25 protein-coding genes and 1 pseudogene are annotated in these 24,435 nt (G+C 35.8%); 22 read left to right on the forward strand and 4 right to left on the reverse strand.

The features are described from left to right. Positions 1 to 58 precede the first annotated feature (58 nt). From glf to AC6UD8_RS00515, 10 genes are all read left to right on the forward strand, one after another. Positions 59 to 1,174, forward strand: a complete 1,116-nt coding sequence (glf, locus tag AC6UD8_RS00470) for a UDP-galactopyranose mutase (RefSeq protein WP_500698962.1) — start codon at positions 59 to 61, stop codon at positions 1,172 to 1,174. Positions 1,175 to 1,176: 2 nt separating this feature from the next. Beyond that, the gene (locus tag AC6UD8_RS00475) at positions 1,177 to 2,598 is read left to right on the forward strand and encodes an oligosaccharide flippase family protein (protein ID WP_500693339.1); all 1,422 of its coding nucleotides are present in this window, start codon (positions 1,177 to 1,179) and stop codon (positions 2,596 to 2,598) included. An 81-nt stretch (positions 2,599 to 2,679) separates the two neighbouring features. After that, entirely contained in the window at positions 2,680 to 3,459 is a 780-nt protein-coding gene (locus tag AC6UD8_RS00480) for an SDR family oxidoreductase (protein WP_500698965.1), read from the forward strand. 132 nt (positions 3,460 to 3,591) lie between these two features. Next, a complete protein-coding gene (locus AC6UD8_RS00485) occupies positions 3,592 to 4,035 on the forward strand; it encodes an aggregation-promoting factor C-terminal-like domain-containing protein (protein WP_500698968.1) in 444 nt (147 codons plus the stop codon). Between the two features lie 113 nt (positions 4,036 to 4,148). Beyond that, positions 4,149 to 4,907, forward strand: a complete 759-nt coding sequence (locus AC6UD8_RS00490) for an NADP-dependent (R)-specific alcohol dehydrogenase (RefSeq protein WP_500698972.1) — start codon at positions 4,149 to 4,151, stop codon at positions 4,905 to 4,907. A 266-nt stretch (positions 4,908 to 5,173) separates the two neighbouring features. After that, on the forward strand, positions 5,174 to 6,166 hold the full coding sequence (locus AC6UD8_RS00495; RefSeq protein ID WP_500698975.1) for an NAD(P)-dependent oxidoreductase: 993 nt from the start codon (positions 5,174 to 5,176) through the stop codon (positions 6,164 to 6,166). Positions 6,167 to 6,177: 11 nt separating this feature from the next. Next, positions 6,178 to 7,167, forward strand: a complete 990-nt coding sequence (locus AC6UD8_RS00500; RefSeq protein ID WP_500696398.1) for an NAD(P)-dependent oxidoreductase — start codon at positions 6,178 to 6,180, stop codon at positions 7,165 to 7,167. Between the two features lie 18 nt (positions 7,168 to 7,185). Continuing rightward, on the forward strand, positions 7,186 to 7,791 hold the full coding sequence (locus AC6UD8_RS00505; protein ID WP_500693346.1) for a nitroreductase family protein: 606 nt from the start codon (positions 7,186 to 7,188) through the stop codon (positions 7,789 to 7,791). A gap of 215 nt (positions 7,792 to 8,006) precedes the next feature. After that, positions 8,007 to 9,638: a 6-pyruvoyl-tetrahydropterin synthase-related protein gene (locus AC6UD8_RS00510; protein WP_500698977.1), complete on the forward strand. Its 1,632-nt coding sequence runs from the start codon at positions 8,007 to 8,009 to the stop codon at positions 9,636 to 9,638. A 120-nt stretch (positions 9,639 to 9,758) separates the two neighbouring features. Next, positions 9,759 to 10,805, forward strand: coding sequence for an acyltransferase (locus tag AC6UD8_RS00515; protein WP_500698980.1), 1,047 nt, complete (start codon positions 9,759 to 9,761; stop codon positions 10,803 to 10,805). 170 nt (positions 10,806 to 10,975) lie between these two features. Here AC6UD8_RS00515 and AC6UD8_RS00520 read toward each other — a convergent pair. Beyond that, positions 10,976 to 11,773, reverse strand: a pseudogene (locus tag AC6UD8_RS00520) (IS3 family transposase); the annotation flags it as partial. A gap of 336 nt (positions 11,774 to 12,109) precedes the next feature. On the opposite strand from AC6UD8_RS00520, the gene AC6UD8_RS00525 reads away from it, so the two are divergent. Next, positions 12,110 to 12,790 (forward strand): hypothetical protein, encoded by a 681-nt coding sequence (locus AC6UD8_RS00525; protein WP_500698984.1) that lies wholly within the window; start codon positions 12,110 to 12,112, stop codon positions 12,788 to 12,790. Beyond that, a complete protein-coding gene (locus AC6UD8_RS00530; protein WP_500698986.1) occupies positions 12,756 to 13,895 on the forward strand; it encodes a helix-turn-helix domain-containing protein in 1,140 nt (379 codons plus the stop codon). The genes AC6UD8_RS00525 and AC6UD8_RS00530 overlap by 35 nt, the downstream gene beginning before the upstream one ends. 55 nt (positions 13,896 to 13,950) lie before the next feature. Here the strand turns inward: AC6UD8_RS00530 and AC6UD8_RS00535 are convergent, their stop codons facing one another. Further along, entirely contained in the window at positions 13,951 to 15,078 is a 1,128-nt protein-coding gene (locus AC6UD8_RS00535; RefSeq protein WP_500698988.1) for a DUF3290 family protein, read from the reverse strand. A gap of 368 nt (positions 15,079 to 15,446) precedes the next feature. Between AC6UD8_RS00535 and AC6UD8_RS00540 the strand changes: the two genes are divergently transcribed. From AC6UD8_RS00540 to AC6UD8_RS00560, 5 genes are all read left to right on the forward strand, one after another. Next, on the forward strand, positions 15,447 to 15,980 hold the full coding sequence (locus tag AC6UD8_RS00540; RefSeq protein WP_500693352.1) for a hypothetical protein: 534 nt from the start codon (positions 15,447 to 15,449) through the stop codon (positions 15,978 to 15,980). Then, positions 15,977 to 17,176 (forward strand): hypothetical protein, encoded by a 1,200-nt coding sequence (locus AC6UD8_RS00545; protein WP_500698990.1) that lies wholly within the window; start codon positions 15,977 to 15,979, stop codon positions 17,174 to 17,176. The genes AC6UD8_RS00540 and AC6UD8_RS00545 overlap by 4 nt, the downstream gene beginning before the upstream one ends. A 61-nt stretch (positions 17,177 to 17,237) precedes the next feature. Continuing rightward, positions 17,238 to 17,411, forward strand: a complete 174-nt coding sequence (locus AC6UD8_RS00550; protein ID WP_500698992.1) for a hypothetical protein — start codon at positions 17,238 to 17,240, stop codon at positions 17,409 to 17,411. Next, positions 17,411 to 17,671 (forward strand): hypothetical protein, encoded by a 261-nt coding sequence (locus AC6UD8_RS00555; RefSeq protein ID WP_500698994.1) that lies wholly within the window; start codon positions 17,411 to 17,413, stop codon positions 17,669 to 17,671. Before AC6UD8_RS00550 ends, AC6UD8_RS00555 begins: the two co-directional genes overlap by 1 nt. Before the next feature lie 107 nt (positions 17,672 to 17,778). Beyond that, positions 17,779 to 19,614, forward strand: a complete 1,836-nt coding sequence (locus AC6UD8_RS00560) for a putative glycosyltransferase family protein (RefSeq protein WP_500698996.1) — start codon at positions 17,779 to 17,781, stop codon at positions 19,612 to 19,614. 52 nt (positions 19,615 to 19,666) lie between these two features. Here AC6UD8_RS00560 and AC6UD8_RS00565 read toward each other — a convergent pair whose 3' ends face one another. Both AC6UD8_RS00565 and AC6UD8_RS00570 read right to left on the reverse strand, forming a co-directional pair. Then, a complete protein-coding gene (locus AC6UD8_RS00565) occupies positions 19,667 to 19,813 on the reverse strand; it encodes a hypothetical protein (RefSeq protein WP_500723541.1) in 147 nt (48 codons plus the stop codon). After that, on the reverse strand, positions 19,797 to 20,843 hold the full coding sequence (locus AC6UD8_RS00570; RefSeq protein WP_500699001.1) for a zinc-binding alcohol dehydrogenase family protein: 1,047 nt from the start codon (positions 20,841 to 20,843) through the stop codon (positions 19,797 to 19,799). The genes AC6UD8_RS00565 and AC6UD8_RS00570 overlap by 17 nt, the downstream gene beginning before the upstream one ends. Before the next feature lie 131 nt (positions 20,844 to 20,974). On the opposite strand from AC6UD8_RS00570, the gene AC6UD8_RS00575 reads away from it, so the two are divergent. The 5 genes from AC6UD8_RS00575 to AC6UD8_RS00595 all read left to right on the forward strand — a co-directional run bounded on the left by AC6UD8_RS00575 (position 20,975) and on the right by AC6UD8_RS00595 (position 24,428). Further along, positions 20,975 to 21,472 carry a methylated-DNA--[protein]-cysteine S-methyltransferase gene (locus AC6UD8_RS00575; RefSeq protein ID WP_500699003.1) on the forward strand — a complete coding sequence of 166 codons (498 nt, stop codon included), beginning with the start codon at positions 20,975 to 20,977 and terminating at the stop codon, positions 21,470 to 21,472. Positions 21,473 to 21,601: 129 nt separating this feature from the next. Next, positions 21,602 to 22,360, forward strand: coding sequence for a hypothetical protein (locus AC6UD8_RS00580; RefSeq protein ID WP_500699005.1), 759 nt, complete (start codon positions 21,602 to 21,604; stop codon positions 22,358 to 22,360). Positions 22,361 to 22,555: 195 nt separating this feature from the next. Then, on the forward strand, positions 22,556 to 22,894 hold the full coding sequence (locus tag AC6UD8_RS00585) for a hypothetical protein (protein ID WP_500699008.1): 339 nt from the start codon (positions 22,556 to 22,558) through the stop codon (positions 22,892 to 22,894). 16 nt (positions 22,895 to 22,910) lie between these two features. Beyond that, positions 22,911 to 23,351, forward strand: coding sequence for a helix-turn-helix domain-containing protein (locus tag AC6UD8_RS00590; protein ID WP_500723543.1), 441 nt, complete (start codon positions 22,911 to 22,913; stop codon positions 23,349 to 23,351). A gap of 93 nt (positions 23,352 to 23,444) precedes the next feature. Then, positions 23,445 to 24,428: an AbiH family protein gene (locus tag AC6UD8_RS00595; RefSeq protein ID WP_500699013.1), complete on the forward strand. Its 984-nt coding sequence runs from the start codon at positions 23,445 to 23,447 to the stop codon at positions 24,426 to 24,428. Positions 24,429 to 24,435: the final 7 nt, after the last annotated feature.

Below are 24,435 nucleotides of genomic sequence, written 5' to 3' on the forward strand. Positions count from 1 at the left end.
TTATTATGGTTTGTGTCAATTGCCGTGAATAATTTGTTATAAGGAAGGATGAAGGTTATTGGACTATTTAGTTGTTGGTTCTGGATTATTTGGATCAACCTTTGCATACGAAGCTGCTAAACGCGGAAATCACGTTGAGGTGATCGAAAAACGTGATCACGTTGGTGGCAATATCTATACCAAAGAAGTAGAGGGCATCCAAGTTCACGAATATGGAGCTCATATTTTTCATACCAAAATGAAAGACATCTGGGATTATGTCCATCAATTTGCTGACTTTAACAACTACGTTAACAGTCCCATTGCCAATTACCACGGCGAAATCTATAACATGCCATTTAACATGAACACCTTTAACAAACTATGGGGTGTTAGAACGCCGGCAGAAGCTAAGGCTAAGATTGAGGAACAAAAGCGGAGTGCCCATATTCCGGATAAGCCAACTAACCTGGAAGAACAGGCTATCTCACTAGTGGGTCCTGACTTGTACGAAAAATTGGTGAAGGGCTACACTGAGAAACAGTGGGGCAGAAAAGCCACTGATCTTCCAGCTTTCATTATTAGAAGAATCCCAGTGCGATTCATTTATGATAACAACTACTTTAGTGATCCATACCAGGGAATTCCAATTGGTGGATACACTCAAATTATCGAAAAAATGCTTGCTAGCGACTTAATCGATGTTAAAACTAACACTGACTTCTTTGATAAAAAGGACGAATATCTAAAGTCCGATAAGCGCATTATCTTTACCGGAATGATTGATCAATTCTTTGAATATCAATTGGGAGCTCTGGAGTACCGGAGTTTGAAGTTTGATACTGAAGTGAAAGATGTTGACAATTATCAAGGAAATGCGGTTGTAAATTATACTGATGCTGAAACTCCATATACCAGAGTCATTGAACACAAGCACTTTGAGTTTGGTAAGGGTAACAAACACAAGACCGTCATCACTCATGAGTATCCTAAGACGTGGCATCGTGGGGATGAACCATACTACCCAATCGATGATAAAAAGAATCGTTCTTTGTACAAGAATTACGTAGAATTAGCTGAAAAGGATGCGCCAAACGTTGTCTTTGGTGGCCGTTTAGGTCAGTATCGTTACTACAACATGGATCAAACCATCATGTCAGCTTTGAGACTAGTTAAAAACGAATTTGGTGAATAAATTTGGGTAAAGTAATTAAGAACTATTTATATAATGCTTCCTATCAACTATTTATATTAATAGTTCCTTTGTTAACCACACCTTATTTGGCACGTATTTTAGGCCCACAGGGTGTGGGAATTAATTCATATACTAATGCTAATATCCAATACTTCATTATTTTTGGAAGTGTTGGGGTCGCACTTTACGGTAATCGGCAGATTGCGTATGTGCGAAACAATAAGCAAAAACTAACCAATACTTTTTATGAAATATTCTTTATGCGAATAGTAACAATTGGTATTGCTTACATCGCCTTTTTTATTTTTTTAGCTCTCGTTCATCGTTATCATAGTTATTATATTGCGCAATCTTTCTCATTGCTTGCGGCAGCTTTTGATATTTCTTGGTTTTTCCAGGGTGTGGAGAATTTTAGAGTTACGGTTCTAAGAAACTTTGTTGTAAAGATAATAACTCTTATTAGTATTTTTTCTTTTGTTAAATCCTACAATGACTTATGGCTATACATATTTATTTTGTCGATGTCATTGTTGATTGGGAATTTGACTTTATTTCCAAGCTTAAAGGGATATTTAGGGAAAGTAGATTGGCAAAATTTCCACTGGTTTAGGCATTTTTGGCCGTCAATGGTTCTTTTTATTCCTGAGATTGCCACTCAAATTTACTTAGTGGTTAATAAAACGATGCTGGGAGCAATGACTTCTGTTACTGCGGCTGGTTACTTTGATCAATCTGATAAGATTGTTAAATTATCGTTAGCCGTTGTCACTGCAACGGGAACAGTCATGCTTCCCCATGTGGCAAATGCCTTTATGCATGGAAAACATGAGAAGGTTAAAGGTTATCTTTATCAAAGCTTTGAGTTTGTTACGGCGCTATCCATTCCAATTGCATTTGGAATTGCGGCTGTTGCACCAACATTTGTTCCATTATTCTTATCTAAAAGATTCTTAGAAGTCATTCCACTTATGATGATTGAATCTATTGTAGTGGTTATGATTGCCTGGAGTAATGCAATTGGAGTTCAATACCTGGTTCCTACCAACCAAAACAAGGCCTACAATTATTCAGTTATTATTGGAGCTGTTATTAACATTGTTGCCAACGTTCCTTTAATTTTATTATGGGGAGCAATTGGAACTACTATTGCAACAGTTCTGTCAGAAGCAAGTGTCACTGCTGTACAATTATATGCAATTAAGGATGAAATTAGTTTTAAAAACTTATTCAGAGACTTTTGGAAGTATCTAACTGCAGGAGTTTTAATGTTTGCTATCGTATTCGGTCTTAATCTATATCTTCATATCTCGTGGAGCCACTTAATTATTGAAGTTTTACTTGGTATAATCATTTATAGCATTATGTTACTGATTTTAAGACCTAATATTATTAATATTACTATTAAAAAGATAAAAGAAAGATAATTAAGAAACGACGTGTTAATCTATTAGTTAATATTATTAGCTAATGATCATCACGTCGTTATTTTTTATGGGAGTGATTTTATGATGAAAGTATTGGTACTAGGTTCAACTGGTCAGTTAGGTCAAACGTTAACAAATCTACTAAATGAGAAACAAATTGAATTTGAGGCACCTTCTTCAAAAGAAGTTGATGTAACTAAGCAGAAACAAGTAATGGATTATTTTCAGGTCCATCAACCAGAAGTTGTTTTTGATTGCGTTGGATACACTGACGTTGTTAACGCCGAAAGGGAGCCGGGTAAAACCATCAACAAGAACGTGAACTTTCTTGGCACCGAGTATGTGGCGTTAGCTGCTAGAGATGTGAATGCAACGCTAGTCCATATCAGTACGAATCGGGTGTTTGACGGAAATGATAATTCTAAATCGCATGAGATAACGGACATTCCCAATTCAATAAGTGAGTATGGTAAGCAGAAACGCATGGCAGAACGGGCCATTGAGGAAATTAGTACAAAATATTATACGATTCGAACGGCTAATCTATATGATAAAAATGGAAGTAAATTGGTGGACGAATTACTAAAAAGTGGTGAGACTAAGACTAATAACCAACCAATGCAGGTAACCGATACCCGAAGATTGGCGGAGTTTATGTTGTTTGTAATCCAAAGTGATTTACCATATGGGATGTATCATTTAACAAACGAAAAATTAATTACTCCATGTGAATTTGCCAAGACAATCTTGAAAAGTCACATTTTGAAAATCTCCCCAGAAAGCATTGAAGGAAAGGACGTAAGGGAGCCCATTCTCGATTTGGGGAAGCTCAATGACACTTCATTTATGAATACAAGATAGTAAAATGACTTGCGAAAATTAATAATACTAAATTCCCATTTCTGCAATGTTTTTTAACATCCGTGTAATATTTTACTAATATTATTGAAATTTTTTCCCCTTAATGTATTGACTGTTGAGAGGAGGAACAAAATGGAGTGGAAACATATTATTCTTACAGCAGTTAGTGTTACGGCTATTTTTACCACGGGCATAGCAGTCGCAAATAGTTCACGCGCTAATGTTAATGCTGATTCATCGCGCTACACCACCGTTAATAAGCTAGTCAAATTTCGAAAAGCACCACACGCCAACAAACCTGTCAAAGTTATAAAATCAGAAAGTTCAGTATCGAAATTAAGTCCGTCAGAGATGACAGCTAAGAATTGGATTGCTTATCATGAATCACGTGGTGAGTATCATGCTGAGAATCCAACTAATCCACGAGTGTATGGCAAGTATCAATTGACTAAGACTTACCTTCACGGGGATTACTCGAAGGAGAATCAAGAACGTACTGCTGACAACTACGTTCATGATCGTTATGGTTCATGGCAAAATGCTAAGAAGCATTGGGAAAGTAATAACTGGTACTAAATTAGTTTTAGCGCGGAAGGCTCATGATGAAAGTCATGAGCCTTTTTGTGTGCGTTTATAAGGGTTCATGATACAGTTAAGTCGGTAAATGACTAAGTAATGGAGGGATAAATATGACAGACAGATTAAAGAACAAAGTTGCAATCATTACTGGTGGAACACTAGGAATTGGCTATGCTATTGCTGAAATGTTCGCTAAAGAAGGAGCTAAAGTAACGATTACTGGACGTAATGAAGATCGTGGACGCGAAGCAGTTGAATCGATTGATAAAAAGTATCCTGGAACTGTAAAATTCATGAAACAGGATGTTTCTGATCCAGACCGTTGGCCAGAAATCTTTGAAGAAACCAAAAAAGATTTCGGACAAGTAACGACCCTAATTAATAACGCTGGAATTGCCCTTGGTAAGTCCATTGAAGATACTACAACCGAAGAGTGGCATAAAGTTCTAAGCATCGATCTAGACGGAGTCTTTTATGGGATACGTGAAGGCATCAAACAAATGAAGAATAAAGGTGTTGGTGCTTCAATTGTGAACATGTCGTCGATTGAAGGATTAGTTGGTGATCCTAACCTAGGCGCTTACAATGCTTCTAAAGGTGCAGTTCGTATGATGTCCAAATCAGCGGCACTTGATTGTGCGTTGAAAGATTATGGTATTCGGATTAATTCTGTTCATCCTGGATATATTCAAACTCCAATGGTTAAACCAGACTTTGCGAAAGCCATGTCACAAAGAACCAAAACTCCAATGGGACATCTAGGTAAGCCAGAAGACATCGCATATGCAGCAGTTTACTTGGCTTCTGATGAATCTGAATTCACGACTGGTAGTGAGTTAGTGGTCGATGGTGGATACACGGCTCAATAAAAATCTGCGTGAAAAAAGACGACTTTTAAAAGTCGCCTTTTTATTTCGTTAAAATTGCGTAGATACCAGCGATGACCAAGATGATCATCACCACTGCCATTACAACGATTCGTTTAACTTGAGTTTTGTGAAAATTATTAAATTTGTTTGCCATACTATTCTCCTCTGATTGGTTATGAACATTTTAGCATTTAATAAGAGAAAAGAATTGCATTTTAACCACGATTTAATTCATAATTGGGTTGTTAAGATAAGGAGATAGTTTAATGTTTAAAATAACAATATACCATGCTAATGAAATGCAGAAGCAATACTTTGAAGATTATAATCAAACAGAATTCGACTTAAAGTTTGTCAATGAAAAGTTAACGATGGCCAATGTAAGTCAGGCTCAGGGATCAAACGGGGTTTTGATTGATGGGATGTGCGACGCTGATGGTACAATCGTTGACCACTTAGCCGATTATGGCGTTGAGTACTTGTTTACTCGTTCGGTTGGAGTTAATAATATTGACATTAAGCGGGCGACTGAAAAGGGCATTAAAGTTGCTAACGTGCCCGACTATTCACCACATTCGGTAGCAGGATTGGCGTTTACCCTTGGAATGACGCTTTTTAGACATGTTGCTCAAGCAACCGCCAACACGCATGATGCTGATTTTCGTATCTTACCACTGTACTTTAGTCGTGAGATTCACGATTCAACGGTTGGAATCATCGGTGCTGGCAGGATTGGAACGGCTGAAGCCCAGATGTATGATGCGGTTGGAGCGGACGTCTTAGCTTATCAACGTCATGCTGATCCCGATAATCATTCCGTTAAGTTTGTTGACATGAATGAGTTACTTACAAAATCGGATATTGTTTCCATTCACGTTCCACTCACTTCTGGTACGGAGAAGTTAATTGGCAAGACCGAACTCAATCAGATGAAGAACGATGCCATCCTGGTCAATACAGCTCGGGGCGGCGTGGTTGATAACAACGCCGTTGCTGACGCCGTTGAAAACTTTGAAATTGGTGGTTATGGAACCGATGTCCTACTAGATGAAGGTCAGATTATGGGTAAAGAATTCAATAGTTTGGATGATGTTCCTAATGCTGAAGACAAGAAGCTCATGAAGAACTATCCCAATGTGATCGTCACGCCACACATGGGTTCATTTACCGAGGAAGCCAATAAGGATATGGTTCGCATCAGTTTTGAGAACTTTCAAAAGGTGATTGAGACCGGAAAACCACTTCATCCATTAAACTAAGGAGAGATATAATGGCAAAGATTACTGCTTATGACGTAAGGCCATTTGAAAAAGAATACTTTGTGGATTTAAATTCATATGACTTTGATTTAAATTTGGTTGAAAGACCATTAAAGATTGATACGGTTGACGAGGCAATGGGCACGGATGCCATCCTGATTGACGGTTCCTGTGTTGCTGATAAAGATGTCTTGGATAAGGTCAAGGATATGGGAATTAAGTATCTGTTTACCCGTTTTGTTGGTTACAACAACATTGATCTAGATGCTGCTGAGGCGGACGGAATCATGGTTGCTAACGTTCCTAGTTATTCACCATATTCCGTTGCCGAATTAGCACTTACGATGGGAATGGACTTATTCAGACACGTTGCGCAGGCAACGGTAAATACAAATAACGCTGACTTTCGGGTTCTGCCAACGTATTTCAGTAATGAAATTCATGATGCAACCGTCGGAATTATCGGAGTTGGTCACATGGGGAGTGCTGAGGCTAAGTTGTATCACAATCTTGGTGCCAACGTGCTTGGCTATCAACGTCATCCAAATGACAATCCCGATGTAACCTTCGTTGATGAAGATGAGTTGTTAAAGAAGTCTGACATTGTTTCACTTCACGTTCCTTATGTACCGGGTGAAAATGATGAAATGATTGGAGCTCCAGAATTAGCCAAGATGAAACGGAACGCTATTTTAGTCAACACTGCGCGTGGTGAGTTGGTTGATACTAAGGCCGTTACAATTGCATTGTCTGGTAGTAATATTGGTGGCTACGCTGCTGACGTGATTATTGATGAGAATCAGATTGACGGTAACGAGTTCAACTCATTAGATGATCTTCCAAACAAAGACGTGTTAGAATTGATGAAGCGTTATCCAAATGTTATTATTACTCCGCACATGGGTTATCTGACTAAGCCAGCCACGGTCGACATGATCAAGGTTAGCTATGATAATTTCCACGAAGCAATGACAACGGGAAAGACCAAGAATCAAATTTGACGAAAGAAGTTTTGGAACATGGAATTAAAGAAACAATTCTTAGATCTTGAGAAGAATCGACGAACTATCTATGACTTGGGTAAGGATGTACCTTTCTCACAGGACGATCTATATACTTATATCAAGGAATTAATCAAATACACACCAAGTGCCTTCAACGGTCAGACGGTTCGAGCTGTGGTACTTTTCAACGAGAATCACGATAAGTTATGGGATATCGTTGAAGATGCCCTTAGAGAAAAGGTGCCAGCAGATGGCTTCCTTCGCACCAAGGCAAAAATCTCAACTTTTAGGGATGCCTACGCATCAATCTTATTCTTTACTGATATGGACAAGGTTAAAGAATTGCAGGGTCAATTTAAGACTTATCAATACGAGATGTACAACTGGTCTGAAGAAGGACAAGGAAACGCGCAGTTCGCGGTTTGGACCGGTCTTGAAGAAAATGGCTTAGGTGTTAACATTCAACACTATGATCCATTGATTAATGCTCAAGTGGCTTCAACCTTTGATATTCCGGATCATTGGCAGTTACGGGCTGAGATGAACTTCGGTTCAATCAACACTCCAGCTAGCGAAAAAGATTTCATGGATGATAGCAAGCGATTTAGAGTACTTAAATAGAATAATACGTAAAAGAGCGTGGAGATAAAATCATCACGCTCTTTTTGTATGTAAAATTAAATTTCTTATTTTTTAAAAGTTCTGATATGATTATATATGTATTTAATATTTATTGACCATGAGGTGCTGTTATCACAAAATGTAAAAACATCGTCAAGAAACATTCAAACCTATTTATAATTTTATTATTTGCACTACTTAGTGTTTTAATTGTATTGCCATATTTCCATGGCGCAGGCATAATAACAAATGTTGATGGGCCTTTCCATGTTTCACGTTTACAGGAAAGTTATTTAAACTTAAAATCAGGGAATTTTTTTGGTATATTCCCAGATATTATGACTAAGACTTTTGGAAAAATTGGATACCCGCAGAATTTATTTTATCCAATTTTCATGGTTACTCCAGAAGCTATTATTCATGTGATTATCAAAAACGGTTACTTTGCTTATTATATCTTTCTCATGATAGTCAATTTTGGTATTTTTATTTCTATGTACTTATGTTCTGCTAAAATTGCTAAATCAAAATTTGCTGGTATGGTTTCTGCACTAGTATATGGATTTTTTCAATATAAAATTCATGTGATGTTTTATCAAGGCGATTTAGCTGAAAGTATTGTCTTTATTTTCTTGCCAATTGTTGTTTATGGGTTATATGAATTATTGGTAAAAGATTATCACAAGTGGTGGATTCTATCTATTGGAATGGCATTAATAATGCTAACTCATGTATTGTCTACTTTTTTGGCTTCAATAATGGTTTTATTTAGTCTAGGTTTATTATTTTTTATTCATGATAGTAATAAAATCAAACTTAAAAGATTATTATTTACTGTTCTTTCGGGCATTGTTGCGATTCTTTTATCATGTGTATTTCTGATTCCATTTATTCAAGATTATAAATTTACAGGGAAAATGAATATAGGAACTGCAACTTTGTATGCTAATGCTATGCCTATTCAAAATATGATTTTTAATTTTTTGCCTGATCAAGGTCCAGGACTCGGAGTTGGAATTGGAATTATTGGAATTCTAATTATAATCTTATCAATCTTTGTGTGGAAAAGATTATCGATATTTTATAAATATATGAGTTTTGAAGCAATAATTTTTCTATTGATGGTATCTAATTTTTTTCCTTGGCAACTTGTTCAAAACGAACTTAAGTTTATACAAGTTCCATATAGGTTGCTTCTACTAGTTACAGTTTTGATTGGATTAATTTCAGGCCAATGTGTGTTAATTCTATGTAGAAAATTTAATAATAATAAAAAAGTCATTTTCGTTGGTGGTTTAACGTTATTTAGTTTGTGTATTTCTTTTGCTTCTAATGAATACGTAAAGACGAATCCAGCGAGTGTTGTTGGTTATTATATTTCCAAAAATGATAATGGACTTAAGGTTATGACTAATAGTCAGGTTTTTGATTATTTGCCCAAAACTACAAATCCAATTGAATCATCATTATTAGATCATTCTGTTAAAAGTTTGAATAAAGACACTGAAAAAATTCAACAAATTCAGTGGAGCACTTCATATAACAAAATCCATTACAAATTAGAATCTCAAAAGAATTATCAAAGTATTACAATACCTAATATCTATTATCCTGGATTTCATGCTTATGTAAATAATATAGAATTACCGATTAAAATTGATAAAAACAAAGCTATTAACATTCCTGTCCGAAGGGGAATAAACGATATTAATATCGTTTACAAAAAAACTATTACACAAATTATTACTTTATGGATCAGTCTTCTTAGCTGGATTTTATTAATAGTTTGGATTCTTTGTAAGTGTGTGATTAGTAGACAATTAAAATATAAAAGTGTAGCTAAATAGAGTTAAAAACGTGGAGAAACCATTCTTCCACGTTTTTAATATGCGTAAATAGTGTTTTTTGTTAGTTAAAAGTCTGATATCATTGTAATTGTGTCCAATATTACATACTTAGGAGATATTATGAAAAAAAGGCTAACTTATATTGATGTAATTAACATCATCGCTATTGTGTTTGTTTTATTCATCCATTCATCTTGGGATTCAACAAATAGTGCTTTAGGAATTTTTGATTCGGTTGTTAGAGCAATCGTTGCACCTGCAGTATTTCTGTTTTTAATGAATTCGGGAACAACTTTAATTGGGTATCGAGAAAAGTATGATACAAGGATATTTTTTAAGAAAAGATTTTTTAGGGTAGTAGTACCCTTGGTTGTTTGGAGTATTATTTACTACCTTGTAGATATTGTTGTAAAAAATCCACTTCCAGATGTTAACTTTGTCCATCACAATCCTAGTATTGGTGATTTTTTTGCTAGTTTTCTTTCAGGAAATATTAATGGAACCTTTTGGTTCTTTTATTGTGTCATTGCTCTTTATTTAGTCACTCCAATATTGTCAGTTCTTGCCAAAAGCCATAAGAATGTTTTGTTTTATATTGTAGTATTGGATTTCTTAATTAATTCCTTAATTTTATACGTGAACAATAATTTATTCCATATTGACCTATCGCCTTATATTTTACCAATTACTTCCACTAGTTATGTTGGATTCTTTATTATGGGTTATTTGATTAAGGTAGGGTACTTCGAAGAAAAGTGGCTAAAGATCACCAAATGGATAGCTTTTGCTGCGTTAATTATATCTATTATCATTGCGTTGTTTACTTTTAAAGGATTGCCTGAGTGGCTTAATAATCTTAAAGAATATGGTAGTCCTTTGCTATTTTTGTATGTTATTGGTTTATATCTTTGGATTAAAGATTTTGTTGAATCGCATACGATATTTGTAAAACCTAAAGTTCAGAGATTGTTAGCTAATATGGCTTCAGTTAGTCTAGGTATTTACATTTTACATCCATTTTTCTTAAAACTGTTTATGCACATTACACATACGGCTTTCAATAGTTGGATTGATATTTTGGTTATGCCATTGTTTACTTATGTAGTTTGTGGATTAGTGGTTTATGTGATTAAGAAAGTTCCATTTGTTAAGGATATTTTGCCCTAATCTTTATAGGAAAATAAATCATTTATACTAATAATTTTTTGAAAGACACGATATTTAATGTTGATATCAATTCAATAAGTTATATGACAAATTTAACTTAAAGGAGCTCATACTATGGAACTGCAACCATTATTTTAAACAAATAAATAAAAGCAGTTTTCGATTATTTATTAGGCAGCTGATTTCCGATATGCAATGGGAGATTGGTTGCCTAATTTAGTTAGGATTCGTTTCTCATTCCAAAACCTCATATAATTAGTAATGTACTTACGTACATTAGATAAACCTTTCGGTTTATTCTTGGTATAAATCATTTCAGTTTTTAGTGAGGCGTGGAATGATTCGATAATGGCGTTATCAGCTGGTGTTCCTTTGTGGGACATACTTCTGATGACGCCTTTTTTACGTGCTAAATGATAATATTCATATGATGTATAAGTGGATCCTTGATCACTGTGTAAAATAGACCTCTCAATATGATCTAGTTGGTTCAGCGTATCAAGTGCTAACTGAGTATCAGGATGTTCAGAGAGTTTGAAAGCTACAATCTCTGAAGTATAGGCATCTAAAATTGATGACAAATAAACAAATTTACTGCCACATGGAATATAAGTAATGTCTGTGGTTAATTTTCTCTGTGGAACTGAAGAATTCCAGTTTCGATTTACTAAATTAGCAAATTGTTTATAAGGATTTCCTGGTCGATGAGATCGTTTTCGCTTAATCTTACAACCCCAACCATATTTCGACATAATTCGTTGAACTTTACTAACACTACAATTGATATTTTGACTAACTAAAGCATGAATTTTTCGGTAACCATATAAAAACTTCGTTTTTAGACACATTTGTTGAATCTCAGCTTCTAAATCAGTTAAACCTGCATCACTCAAATACCTTTTATGATAGTAATAAGTGCCACGCGAAATCCCAAGGATTTCACAGATTCTTGTGAGTGGCATTTCTCCTCTAAAATCATCGAAATAGTAGCTTGATTTACCACAACCTTTCCTGCTTTAAATATTTTTTTACAACTTTAAGCTCATCTTTAATCTGCTTTATTTCAATTTCGTGTCTAACACTTAAGGGTTCTTCTAAAACACCTCCGAATTTAATTAATTTTACCAATAATCATCATCGAAGATGCTTTTATTTATCTGTTCAATATTATAGCTTCAGTTCCCTATATCATGTCTTTTTTATTTATATTAATTTGTTTGATTTAGTGTTTACATTTTTTTATGAAAATGGTAATCTATTACCATAAAGGAATAACTATACTATGTAATTAAGGAGAAGATGCAATGGTTTTGTTACAAGATTATTTGAAATCTCAATGTGATCCAAAGTTACCAGGAGTTCTTTCATTTGGAATTAAAAAAGCATATGAATATTTTGCTGTATTAATTGGCTCTAACCCGATTTTACAAGAAAGCGATATGAGAAATTCTTATGGACATTTGATCAATGGGTTTATTAAAATTGGGGTTAGGGAAGCTTTGGAGAGTTCTGGGATTTATTGTAGTATTAAAAATATTCCTACTAGCATGTATAGTAATGGATACTATTATCAGTACATAAAGGTAGATGGTGCTATAATCTCTATAGCGAAGACCAGAGCAGAGGGCAGTTTTCCTAGAGACACAAATTATAGAGATACAGAAAGAAATAATAGTATTCAAACAAGTTTATTTGATACTCAACAAGAAATTGAAAATTTAACTCCTAGTGAGGTACTTCCATATCTCATAGTAACCTATGGAGGTACAAATTATGAATTAGATTATGTAAATGTCGGTATTCCTAGTCCAACAGACAAAAATTGGATTGATACATTTTCAATTATTAACTCTCCTCTTTTAATAGATAACGATAGTTATCAAAGGGTAAATGATAATATTGATCTACGACTTACTGCCCATGGGGAGAAGCTTAAGGAAGGAAATAAGAATGGGAAAGAAAAGGGATTTATTCAACCCTTGTAAACTAAGTAGTGCCCGTAAAGCAAGGGGTCTTACTATAAAATCACTTGCAGAAAAGTCTGGTATATCGAGACAAATGATCTCACATTATGAGTCTGGCAAAACAATCCCCCAGGAACAAAATATTTTAAAGTTAGCTAAGGCTTTAAATTTTCCAAATACTTTTTTCTCTGGAGATAGTCAGCAATTAAACTTTGATGCAACATTTTTTAGGAGTCAAAGTTCAGTTACAAAGAAGAAAAGACAGATGCAAGGTGTTAGACTTGAATTCATAAAAACTATTTTTGACGTTTTTTCAGTTTACGTTCAGTTTCCAAATATCAACTTACCTAATGAAAGTGAGAAGGATTTTGAAGATTTAACTGATTCTAATATCGAAATGATGGCTAGAAATCTTAGAAAAAAATGGGGTATAGATAATACTATTCCGATTCCTAACCTTATTAGACTTGCTGAGGCAAATGGGATAGTTATTGCTCAAGCAAATATGAGTGATAAAAAGCTGGATGCTGTTTCAAAGTGGATAGATGGAAGACCCTTTATTGTTCTTACTGATAATGGTGAATCTGGTGTAAGAAGAAGATTTAATATTGCTCATGAAATAGGTCATATATTATTACATGATTTTGTAGAAAATACTGAAGATTTATCGTCTGATGATCTGAAAAAAATTGAAAAACAAGCAGATGAATTTGCTAGTTATTTACTTCTTCCCGATGATGCTTTTATGAGGTCACTAATGTCAACTTCTTTAGAAAGCTTTAAAAGGTTAAAATCATATTGGAAAGTTTCTATTCAAGCAATGATTTACAAGGCTAGTGATATGAATTTAATTAATGAAGATCAAAATTTATATTTAAATAAGAAAATTAATATAAATCATTGGAGGAAAGTAGAACCATTAGATGATAAAATCTCTTTAGAGAAACCATCTTTATTTAAAAAAGCATATAACATGATTATTAGTAATAAAATTATTTCAAATAAAGGATTACAAGTGAAACTAAGTCTTCCTAATGATGAGGTAAATAAGGCTTTGGGTATGAATGTTTTTAATGATGGATATAATGAAATTAATGTTAGTCCTAAACTAAAACTTATTAAATAAAATTTTAGTAATAAATAAGCCTAATCCAGATGGATTGGGCTTATTTATTTACAATCTATTTAGTTTTCTTCAAACTTTTTCTCTTTCTTGGATACAACACGAGGTCTAAATCACCTTTAGATCCAAATTGACCTAAGTAGACATCCTGAATGGTGCATCCCTGTTTCTCACACATTTGTTCAACTTGATCGTCGTTTAAGTTACGACGTTTAGCAACGTTTTCGTTTAGCTGACCATCGGTAATAATCGGGTAGTTCATAGTAGGTTCATCGTTTAACGTTACGGTCAACTGACCGTTTTCTTCAAGGGTGGCGTTCTTAACATCCTTGAAGTCATTAACTCCATGAGTTCTTAGTTTGAAAGCAAGCTGATTAGCAGTTAAACCGTTCCGCAGTGCACGGTTGACGTTTACGACACCATTTAAAATCAGTATCTGCGGACTTCCGTTGATCAACTTATTCAGCGTATTACTCGTTCCGGTTAAGAACTTACTTGCAAAGACGATAACAGACCAAATTAACAGAATGATGACAAATTGAATTGGAGTGATGTCTTGGTTGTAAATAACACCACCAATAATTCCACCAAGAATATAGTTTTGTAGTTGGTCGACGGCATTTGATGGAGCCAGGTTACCTTTACCAGAAAGGTTAATCTGTAAGACAATCATGATGAATCCAATCAGGAACTTCAAGAAGATGGTCCAATATTGAGAGTCACTACTACTCCACGTGAAGCCACCCTTGTTGATATGCTTGGGTTTAGATACTAGTTTAGTTGGGGTGACCGTGTAGGTGGTCATGTCAGTATTGAAGTGAACCACGTAGGCGTCTTTTCCCGCTTGAATCGTCATCCCATCAACCAGATTATTGCTACTAGCATACATCTGGTTTAGCGGAACTTTTTTCTGTTTACTGATGTTTTTCATGATTTGGACGGTCTGAGTAGTTTGACTATCAGCGTTTTTTTGCTGAAAGACTCGGCCCGTCTGCATCGCGATAATCAGTGCCCCTAACATCGTAACTAGGATGAATAGGCTTCGAAATCTTAGATTACTTCTATTTCGATAATAGAAGATCCCAGTTCCAATGATGACCAACGCAATCACAATGATTAAACCAATAAAGATGTAGTTGGTAAAATTGAAATTGTGGGAAATAAATGAATATGAATAAAGCTTCACTACTCTCACTCCAGTTCTGTATTAGTTATGTAACAATTATACTCAATTCAGGCGGTTTGTGTTTTATATTTAGCAAGAAATTAACTTTTTGTTTATTTTATTGTCTGGCAGGACGTGAAAATGGTATTAATCTAAAGCTTATGAAAGTGATACAATGGTTTGTGCTATAATATCTGTATTATTAACGTATCTATTAATTAAAAATAATATATACATTAATCGTATTATCATTTATAAGTAGGAGTGGTATTATCAAATATTCAAATACGCAATGGGTTATATACAAAGCCTCTGAGCTACTATCTAGCAAACTATTTGTATTATTAATATTACTGGTAGCGTTTGTTATTTTAGTCCTTGGATATGTTTTGATCAGAAATAGTTACTATCAAGACAAGGCAAGCAATAGCCATGGCATCAAACCAAATCATAAAAAAACAGGTGTATGGCTGGTTTGTATTGGGATCGTCTTCATCGGAATCTTTTTTGTTGGCTCTAAGTACGTTAAGGCTAGAGCGGTGGACCCGAATGAGATTGAAAGGACGAATCAAGTTAACTTTGATGAGACTGGTACGATCACCAACATTAATCAATCTGATGATAATTACTTGTATGAGATTAAGGTTAACGGTAAACGTAAAAATCAGACCGTCTATGTCTCGATGCTTGATAAACCCGTTAGCATGGACGTTCAACCGCCAATTCATCCCTTCAGTGGGACGATAATTACGCAACCAGTGATTAGTAATGCAACGGTGGGCAGTAAAGTAACATTAAGGTCATGTAAATACGACTTTAAGTATAAAAACCATAAGGATTTTGTGCCTAATGACGATTCTGCTAATAAACAATTGAAATTATTAAATGAGAATTACGTAAATGGAGTTGTAACCGAAAAATGATAAAAGATTCAATTTATTTTTTAAAAAAACATGAATCTTCTTTGTATCTTTGTGCTCTGGTAGTCGGAATCCTCGATGCATTAGTTGGGACCACGATGATCATTAAAATGCACCCAGTCATTGGACACGTGCTACATTTGGTGCTCCTGTTGGCGTTTGTCTATGTGTTTTTTAAGATTTTTTTCTTTGATAACTTAAAGCCGATTTATTTGGTGGGAATTTTTGTCCTAATTACTTTCATATTCATAAATGGTCATTTTGCTAGAGACCAAAGTTTGTTGTATACGATGGTGTTTCTTGTTGGTATGAAAGACGTTCCGATTAAACGAATTATTAAAACGGAAATAATTGTTACGATCTGTGTGATTGGGGTAGTTATTTTATTTTCCGCATTTGGCATTTTGCCAAACCTGCAATTCCCACGAAACGGATTAATTCGCAATAGTTTAGGATTTGTTTACCCATTATTATTGTCCTCAGCGGTCTTTTTCTTGAACGTTGCGTTAGCGAGTTATTTATTGATTAATAAAATATCGTTTAAGAACAAACTGATTGGCGCATTAATAATGGCGGTTGGAACGATTGCCATCTACTTGATTACTGATTCCAGAACCGATCTGTTGCTTAACATCGCGATCGTGATTGTTATCATCCTTTCATGTTTTTCCATTAATTTAAGAAATCGATACACGAAGATACTGGCGGAACTGACGCCACTATTGATTGCTTTCTGGACCATCATATCAATGATTTTTTATAAAAATGATAGTCTTTGGTTAACTTTAAATAAGCTTTTTAGTAATCGGTTGGCTCTGGTGCATGAAGCCTATTTAAAGTACATGCCAGGCATGCTTGGTCAATACATCAAGCAGCGCGGAAACGGCGGTAAGGTGAGTGATGTCTTACATTACTTTTACATTGATTCCAGTTTTTCACGGGTGCTGTTTATGGATGGTTACATTGTGTTTGTAATATTGATGGTTTTAATTACCATTGGACTCGTTCGTTTATTGTCGAAAGACAGTGCGGTGGCCTCTTACTTAGCCTTGATTATTATCATTACTCTAATCGAAGGGGTCTTTACCGACCACATGTTTTACGCTAACAACGTCGCTTTATTTATGATTGCCGGTCAGATCATGGAACTAATCAGTCAACGTGGTTCTAGTGAGAACCTTTTGAAGAGTGCTATATAAAGTTTATTGAAGTGTTTTGTAATTACTAGGGTGAATCTAGGAGTTACAGAGCGCTTTTTTTGTGAGTAAATTTGTTTCAAACATGCTTAATCGGATTGAAAATGATAAAATAGTTCAAACGAAACAACAGGATAATTTATTTAAAGCGGCTCAAAATTCAGTAATCTTTAACACGTGGACGACTGATCATCACGATTTTGCTACCAAAACGGGGAAACTAAAGGAGTCTTTTTAATGGAGTCAAAAAGTAAAGAGGAAGCATTAAACAAAAAGATTAAGAATCTGCATAACTTTGCGAATTGGGGTTTAACGCCACTGGTTGTGATCTTTATCGTTGTTTACTTTTTAACCAAGCCAACCTCGATCTGGACGATTTTATTGGCATTACTAGTGGTCTTTACGACGTTTATCGTCTGTGTAATGGCGCTAGTTTACATTCACCAGAAGAAGAAACTCCAAAAGGAAGCCAGTCAACAGAATTCTGATCAAAAATAGCGAGATAATGGCGGTACGATAGGTAACCGTCTTTTTTTGTGGCAATTAATTAGTGTATAATTGATGATAATTAAGAAGTTAATCACAATTACTTATAAGAGGAAATCATGAAGAAGAATAAATATGCTAAAACGACGCTAGCGGTTCTTTTAATTTTGTTAGCTGCCTTTTTCTTAGTTGGAATTCAGTACTTTTCACACAGTATCCTACTAGGAAACGACTCGCTCTTTCATTTTAATCGCATTTATGACGTTGAAAGACAGCTTCAGACTGGCAACTTCAACTATTTCATGACTAACTACGGCTTCAATCAGACTGGGCGAATCGTCAACGCGGTCTATGGACCTTACATGGCATTTATTTTGGGCGTAGTTTTGCTAGCGACTAAGAGTTGGTTTAGCTTCCAACTGGTGACAAGTTTTGTTCTGTATGTCATCGCTGGACTGGGTTCGTACGGCTTGTTTCGCCGGGTTAAAGTCAATCGTTTTTTTGCTACAGCTGGTGCCATTATTTATTTGTCACAGAACTTCATTACCGGTTGGCAGACTGATGCCCAGTTCCTAGCTTGGGGTGCAGCGATTCTGCCCTTTGCGGTGATGGTGGCTCTTGATTTAATGGATGGTTCACCGAATAAAATCCACGTGACGTTAGCGTTAGTCGTTGCGATTTTACTTGAGATGCACATCTTGAGTGCTTTGTTCACAGTCATTATGTTAGTCCCGTTTGCGGTCGTTGGTCTTTGGCGTTCCCGAGCTAAGTGGAAGTATCTGGGTAAGATTGCGTTGAACGTGCTCTTAACGTTGATTTTGGCTGGAAACTACTTCATTGGCTTCTTGAACATTTTCGGGAAAAACGAACTCATGCCACCATTTATGATGAAAGACATGAGTACGTATTCGGCTAATTTTAATTTTTATAATAACTTACCCAATGAAGTTGGAATCGTGCTGATACTGATTTGTGTCTTTCAGTTGGGATACATGATTATTGCCAAAAAAAAGAATCTGACTAACATCGTGGTCACGATTGTGGGTGGTTTGTTTCTTATAGTGTCATCGGCGATTCTCCCTTGGAACGCAATGGGTGAGAAGTGGACCTACATGCAGAACTTCATCCAGTTCCCATACCGTTTCTTTCCGTATGCGGCAATTTTGTTGATGGTGGGTTTTTTCATGTCACTCAGTCAGATTAATAGTGATTGGTACGAAAAAATCAGCGCATCGCACGGTAATATTCGCTATAACTACATGAAGATTTTTATGGGAATCGTGGTATCCGTCATGGCGGTTGTTGCCCTCTGGTTTGCATATTCAAACGTTCAGTATGGCGTTGATGTTTGGCATAACCCGAAGAGTTCCCCGATTAAACGTAATATGATTCGCGCCCTTCCAAACGTGGAGACACCACGCAAGTACCTGCCACCAGCTAAGAGTCCGTTTAAGAAGAATTTGAGCGTGAAACAGGTTCGCTTAGACTTTATAAGTGGCAACCTTGATAAGCCATTGCGCGACGTTTCTGAGTCAAACGGGGACTACTTGCCAAATGATTCTGGTAATCCCAACTTTAATTCGGTTGGATCGCAGTACCATGCTGATGTCATGAATAATCATGGTTTTAAAAAACAAGTGGACCATAATGGTGATTTAACCGTTAAGTGGAACACTGATACCAGTCAGACGAAGAATGATTATCGAACCGTTCCGGTAATTTTGTACCATAGTTCGACGGTTAAATTGAACGGCACCAAACTTAGTCGTAATCAATATCGCGTTTCCGATATTGGGGCAGCAAGGGTTAAAGAAAAAGCTGGTCAGAATCAGCTGATGGTTGGATACCAAAAGCCGGCACATTTCATGGCAGTGGTTGCTCTGTCGGTATTGGCATGGATTGTGACGGTCGGGTGCGTGATCATCAGAGGAATCTATAATTGGTTGAGAGAATAATAGACATACAAAAAGGATTGAGCCGTTGAGAAAGGTTCAATCCTTTTTAATGTTAAAGATTATTCCAGTTAATTCCCTTACTAATATCAGAATAGTGATTAGGATTCTGGTCTTTTTGTCCTTCAAGTGCCTCTTTGAGTTGACCATTCTTTTTTAGTTCTTCGGTTTCTTTTGTGGCACTACTATTTTTCATTTTCATCATTGGCCACCACAACCTTACCAATCATTTGTTTACTTTCGACTAACTTGGTAGCTTTTCGTAAGTTTTCAGCATTGATTGGACCAAACTGTTTGGTCATCGTGCTTACCAAATTACCCTCATCAAGCATGATACTAATCTTATCTAGGATTTCATGTTGGGTAATCATGTCAGGAGTATGGAATTCAGATTTGGTGAACATGTATTCCCAGGCAAAGCGGGCACGTTTTTCCTTTAACTTACTCATGTCGAGTGACTTGCCAGAGCCAGTGATTGATACGATTGTTCCAGATGGGGCAATTAACTCACAGATTTCATCCCAGTATGCGTCAATGTTACGTAAATCTAAGATGTAGTCAACGTATTTGAAACCTTGGTCGTGAATCTTTGAAACGATGTCATCGTGATAGTCAACAACGATATCGGCGCCGTGATCGAGTTCCCACTGTTTCGTTTCATCTTTGCCGGCAGTGGCAATGACTTTGAGGTTAGCGCGGTGGGCCAATTGGGTCGCAATTGAACCAACTCCACCAGCGCCGTTGATGATTAAGATGGATTTATTGTGGTTCTGTTCGTCACGGTCGTAAAAATCAATGTTCATCTGTTCAAACATGGCCTCCCATGCCGTCAGGCTAGTGAGTGGCATGGCGGCAGCGTGAGCATTGTCTAACTTCTTAGGGGCAATGCCAACGATGCGCTCGTCAACCACCTGATACTCACTGTCACTGCCAGGACGAACGTGTGAGCCAGAGTAGAAGACGCGGTCACCGACACTGAAACGATTAGTTTTAGAGCCAACTGCTTCAACGGTCCCGACGGCATCCCATCCGATAATTTTCGGTTCTTTTAGCGGTTCTTTCTGGGCTTCACGGGTGAAAACGTCCACGGGGTTAACCGAAACGGCGGTTACTTTTACTAACAAGTCGTGTGGTTCCGGCTTGGGTACTTCGGTGGTGAAATCAAATAAACTCTTGGGGTCATCAATTGGTAGGTATTTTGTGTAACCAACGGCATTCATTTCTTTAGTCATAAGCGTTCTCCTTTTTCGTATTCTACCCTTAGGATACCACGCGGACGGCGATAATTGTTTCCCTGGAGTTAGGTTACCATCACATTTTATGATAAAATGATGATATGGAAAGAGTGGGATGAGGTAAAAAAATGCAAAGATTGTATTGGGATTCCGTTCATGTTAACGGGGATAAAGTCTTCTTCACGATTGACGATCATGGATTGAATTTCGTAAGCAGTCCAGGTCAAGGAGTGTCTCAACTGCTTGATTTTTATACGAATGATCATTTTGAGTATGCCAAAAATAGTGAGCACAGCCTGCAGTATCGTAAGACAATTAAAAACTATTTGCGAGGTAAATCAACTAGTCTTGATTTACCAACTGATTTTATGGGATACGGTTCTGATGAGGACCGGTTGGTTTGGAACGAAATTGCCCAGATTCCATTTGGTGAATTAGTAACGGTTTCCGATCTGGCAGACCGTTCTGGTGTTAGTCAGGATAAAGTGGAGGCTGCCATTTCAAGAAGTCCCATCTGGATCGTGTTGCCACTTCACCGGGTAACGGATCGAAACGGCCGTTATCCATACCGGACAAACGAAATGACCCGTGATTTCTTGGTAAATCTTGAGCATCCTAAAAAATAAATAATGAACTCGAGATTTCAGTCGTGAAGTCTCTTTTATTTTCGATAAATTGATGTGAAATGACTTTTGTAAAAATGAGTGATGTTGTATAGTCATAATCACAATCAATTAATGAATGGAGTATTTAAAATGAAACATATTATTAAGGCAGATAACGGGCGAGTGTTTAAACGATTGGTAGCGACAGGAGTCAACGATAACAGTAATCAGTTTGATTTCAACAAGGTCAGACCGATTCCGCAACAAATTAGGGACGTAATCGTCGATAATTATTTGTCAAACGCTGCGATTGGGGTGTACATGGTTAACGTTGACTTTAACCGGGATGACATTCCGTCGACGGTGGAAGCACTAGCGGCTGATATGAATCACAACGGGGACGAATTCTACGACCACGTCCAGCGTGACCAGCAGAAGTTCCTTTCAACTTTCATGGAGGTCTACGGTCAATTTGAGCAACCCATGGATGACAAGATGAAAGAGGCCACCATTGCTTCGCTTCAACGTGGCTACATTGGGGCTAAAAAGTATTTGATTAAGGACAATATTGACTTAGAGGTCTTTCAGCCATATGACCCAGAAAAGATTTTGCAACCGGACTTAAGGGAAGGCTTTCAGGGAATTGACTTGAATGTGCTCGCTTGGTTATCCAAACAGGGTGAGATGTTGATTAATAACTACATTGCCTTTCAGGCCTTTAATCAGGAAGACTGGACCAACGAGAACTGGCGCATTACCGAGAATGCGTTTGATACTGAGATTGATAAAAAAGAAAACACCATTACTTTTCATACTAATGAAATTGTCGGCTTGACTGATTTGTTTGAGACCTTGTTGATTAAGTCGGATGCCCAGGCGGATGATGTGAAGTATTCGTATGAGTTGTAGGATGTAACAGAAAAGTATTTTTTATGAAAAAGTCTCTGTGAAGATAAGTAATTAATGCTTATATGCACGATGTAAACCATTTAGTTAATTAATTTAACTAAATGGTTTTTATTATGGGTTAATTTATTGTTTTGTTTCTGATTAGAAACAAATGGTATAATGATATTAGCCAAGGGAGATATGGTGATAAGCACCATGAATAATGCATCTAAGCGTAAAGTTAAAGGTGTTTTAAAGAAGATCAAAAAGAATCGATCAACTTGGCAGGTGAGCAGGCGCTCTAAAAACTTGGAAACTCAAATTAAACTAGAGATGGATTCAGTAGGAATCATGAATTTTATTTATAATAATCTTTATTGGGTTTGTGGTCCAGAAAGTGATAACCACATTCCACCAATTTCTGGAGACATTTGGGTATTCGGGTTAATTAGATTAAATTATGATTTGTATTTAAAATTTCAATTGAAGAAGAATTCAGTATATTGGATTTCAATTCATATTGCTGAATATCCAATACAGTATCGTTATAAGTAGGAAGGAGAAAATAATGATGAAATTGTTATATAATCCAGAAACAGACCAAACTGGTCAATACCAAGATGTCTACGAAAATAAAACTGTTATTTTTAAAGGCGCAGACATTAATGTTAACGAACATTTTCTCGTTGATGAATCAGGTGAAAAATGGCTTGATTTTAATGATCCAGACGAAAATATTCATAAGATATTTGACGCTTACCGTAAATTAAAGGGATTTATGGTACCAACAGATGTTAGAAAACTCAGGAAAAGTTATGGATTGTCTAGTAGGGACTTTGCTAAAACTTTGGGAATGGGATATGGAACACTGAACCAGATTGAAAATAATCACATTGTCCAGAGTACCCAACAAGATGCATTGTTTCAGATGGCTAAGAACAAGAGTGCTTTTGAGAGATTAGTGATTGAACATCATGATAATCACAAGCTAGCGATTGAGATGGGATTATAATAAATAATGTAGTGCCATCAGGTTAATCTGATGGTTTTTTTAATTCTAACTCGCTGTGATGTACTTGTGATATTAATCATAAAGGAGTTTTATATGAGTAAAGATAATGTGAAATATAATGTTGGATTATTTTTTATTGGAAATGGTGTCGATATGGCTTCTGATCTAAATACAAGCTTAAGTTGTTTTGGGAACTTTGTATTAAAAAATTGCCCAGATTTATATTACAAAATGTATGAAACTTATTATAAATTTGATGCCAAAATTAAACATGATGAAAAGAATAAGGATGAGGAAGTTAAATCAATTCAAGATAAATTTAATAAAATGTTTTGGAGTGATCTAGAGGAAAATCTAAATCATGTTCATGTAAATAATAAGGTTAATTATGTACAGCCAGATTGGGCAAATAATGATGGAAAACGTTACTCATCATTATTGGAAAAAGAAATTTTTGACTGGTCTGTATTAAAAAACAACAAATTGTATGAAGAATGCAGAAGCAACTTTTTTAAACAAAATATATCAAAAGCATTATTAGATAATTCTACAAGTAGTGGCATTTATCTTAATTTGAATTATACAGACACTTTGTCACAGATTTATGGAATAAGCGATGATTTAATATTTCATGTTCATGGAAAGGCAAATACTAACTGTAATGACGAAAGCCCTCAAATAGGTCATATTGATAATAAGGAAAGTCTACAAAAGATTGTAAATGATTTATGGAAGTCGGACATAATAGAAGAAAATGGCATTCAATATAACGTGTCAACAGTATATGAAATACCTAATTTTTTAACATCAACTATCAAAAGCACTGATAAAAACTATAAAAGATTTCAAGATTATCTACATATGAAAAGGATCAAGTATTTTGATGTTGTCACGATATTAGGATCTTCATATGGAAAAGTTGATATGGAGTATTTTGAATATTTAAAATGTAACGGATTTATAAACGAAAAAACCAAATGGAAATTATATTATCATAGCAATAAAGATAAAAAGAATGCAATGAATAATTTGATAAAGCAACTGGGATTGAGTCATTATGAATTTAAACATTTGTAATTATAAT

Source organism: Fructilactobacillus sp. X1R3C1, from assembly GCF_059901545.1.

What these genes read in the sequence shown, in the direction of transcription:
- AC6UD8_RS00480 (WP_500698965.1), top strand. Translation starts at nt 2,680, where the DNA reads ATGATGAAAGTATTGGTACTAGGTTCAACTGGTCAGTTAGGTCAAACG.
- AC6UD8_RS00485 (WP_500698968.1), top strand. Translation starts at nt 3,592, where the DNA reads ATGGAGTGGAAACATATTATTCTTACAGCAGTTAGTGTTACGGCTATT.
- AC6UD8_RS00490 (WP_500698972.1), top strand. Translation starts at nt 4,149, where the DNA reads ATGACAGACAGATTAAAGAACAAAGTTGCAATCATTACTGGTGGAACA.
- AC6UD8_RS00495 (WP_500698975.1), top strand. Translation starts at nt 5,174, where the DNA reads ATGTTTAAAATAACAATATACCATGCTAATGAAATGCAGAAGCAATAC.
- AC6UD8_RS00500 (WP_500696398.1), top strand. Translation starts at nt 6,178, where the DNA reads ATGGCAAAGATTACTGCTTATGACGTAAGGCCATTTGAAAAAGAATAC.
- AC6UD8_RS00505 (WP_500693346.1), top strand. Translation starts at nt 7,186, where the DNA reads ATGGAATTAAAGAAACAATTCTTAGATCTTGAGAAGAATCGACGAACT.
- AC6UD8_RS00515 (WP_500698980.1), top strand. Translation starts at nt 9,759, where the DNA reads ATGAAAAAAAGGCTAACTTATATTGATGTAATTAACATCATCGCTATT.
- AC6UD8_RS00525 (WP_500698984.1), top strand. Translation starts at nt 12,110, where the DNA reads ATGGTTTTGTTACAAGATTATTTGAAATCTCAATGTGATCCAAAGTTA.
- AC6UD8_RS00530 (WP_500698986.1), top strand. Translation starts at nt 12,756, where the DNA reads ATGGGAAAGAAAAGGGATTTATTCAACCCTTGTAAACTAAGTAGTGCC.
- AC6UD8_RS00545 (WP_500698990.1), top strand. Translation starts at nt 15,977, where the DNA reads ATGATAAAAGATTCAATTTATTTTTTAAAAAAACATGAATCTTCTTTG.
- AC6UD8_RS00555 (WP_500698994.1), top strand. Translation starts at nt 17,411, where the DNA reads ATGGAGTCAAAAAGTAAAGAGGAAGCATTAAACAAAAAGATTAAGAAT.
- AC6UD8_RS00560 (WP_500698996.1), top strand. Translation starts at nt 17,779, where the DNA reads ATGAAGAAGAATAAATATGCTAAAACGACGCTAGCGGTTCTTTTAATT.
- AC6UD8_RS00565 (WP_500723541.1), bottom strand. Translation starts at nt 19,813, where the DNA reads ATGAAAATGAAAAATAGTAGTGCCACAAAAGAAACCGAAGAACTAAAA.
- AC6UD8_RS00570 (WP_500699001.1), bottom strand. Translation starts at nt 20,843, where the DNA reads ATGACTAAAGAAATGAATGCCGTTGGTTACACAAAATACCTACCAATT.
- AC6UD8_RS00575 (WP_500699003.1), top strand. Translation starts at nt 20,975, where the DNA reads ATGCAAAGATTGTATTGGGATTCCGTTCATGTTAACGGGGATAAAGTC.
- AC6UD8_RS00580 (WP_500699005.1), top strand. Translation starts at nt 21,602, where the DNA reads ATGAAACATATTATTAAGGCAGATAACGGGCGAGTGTTTAAACGATTG.
- AC6UD8_RS00585 (WP_500699008.1), top strand. Translation starts at nt 22,556, where the DNA reads ATGAATAATGCATCTAAGCGTAAAGTTAAAGGTGTTTTAAAGAAGATC.
- AC6UD8_RS00590 (WP_500723543.1), top strand. Translation starts at nt 22,911, where the DNA reads ATGAAATTGTTATATAATCCAGAAACAGACCAAACTGGTCAATACCAA.
- AC6UD8_RS00595 (WP_500699013.1), top strand. Translation starts at nt 23,445, where the DNA reads ATGAGTAAAGATAATGTGAAATATAATGTTGGATTATTTTTTATTGGA.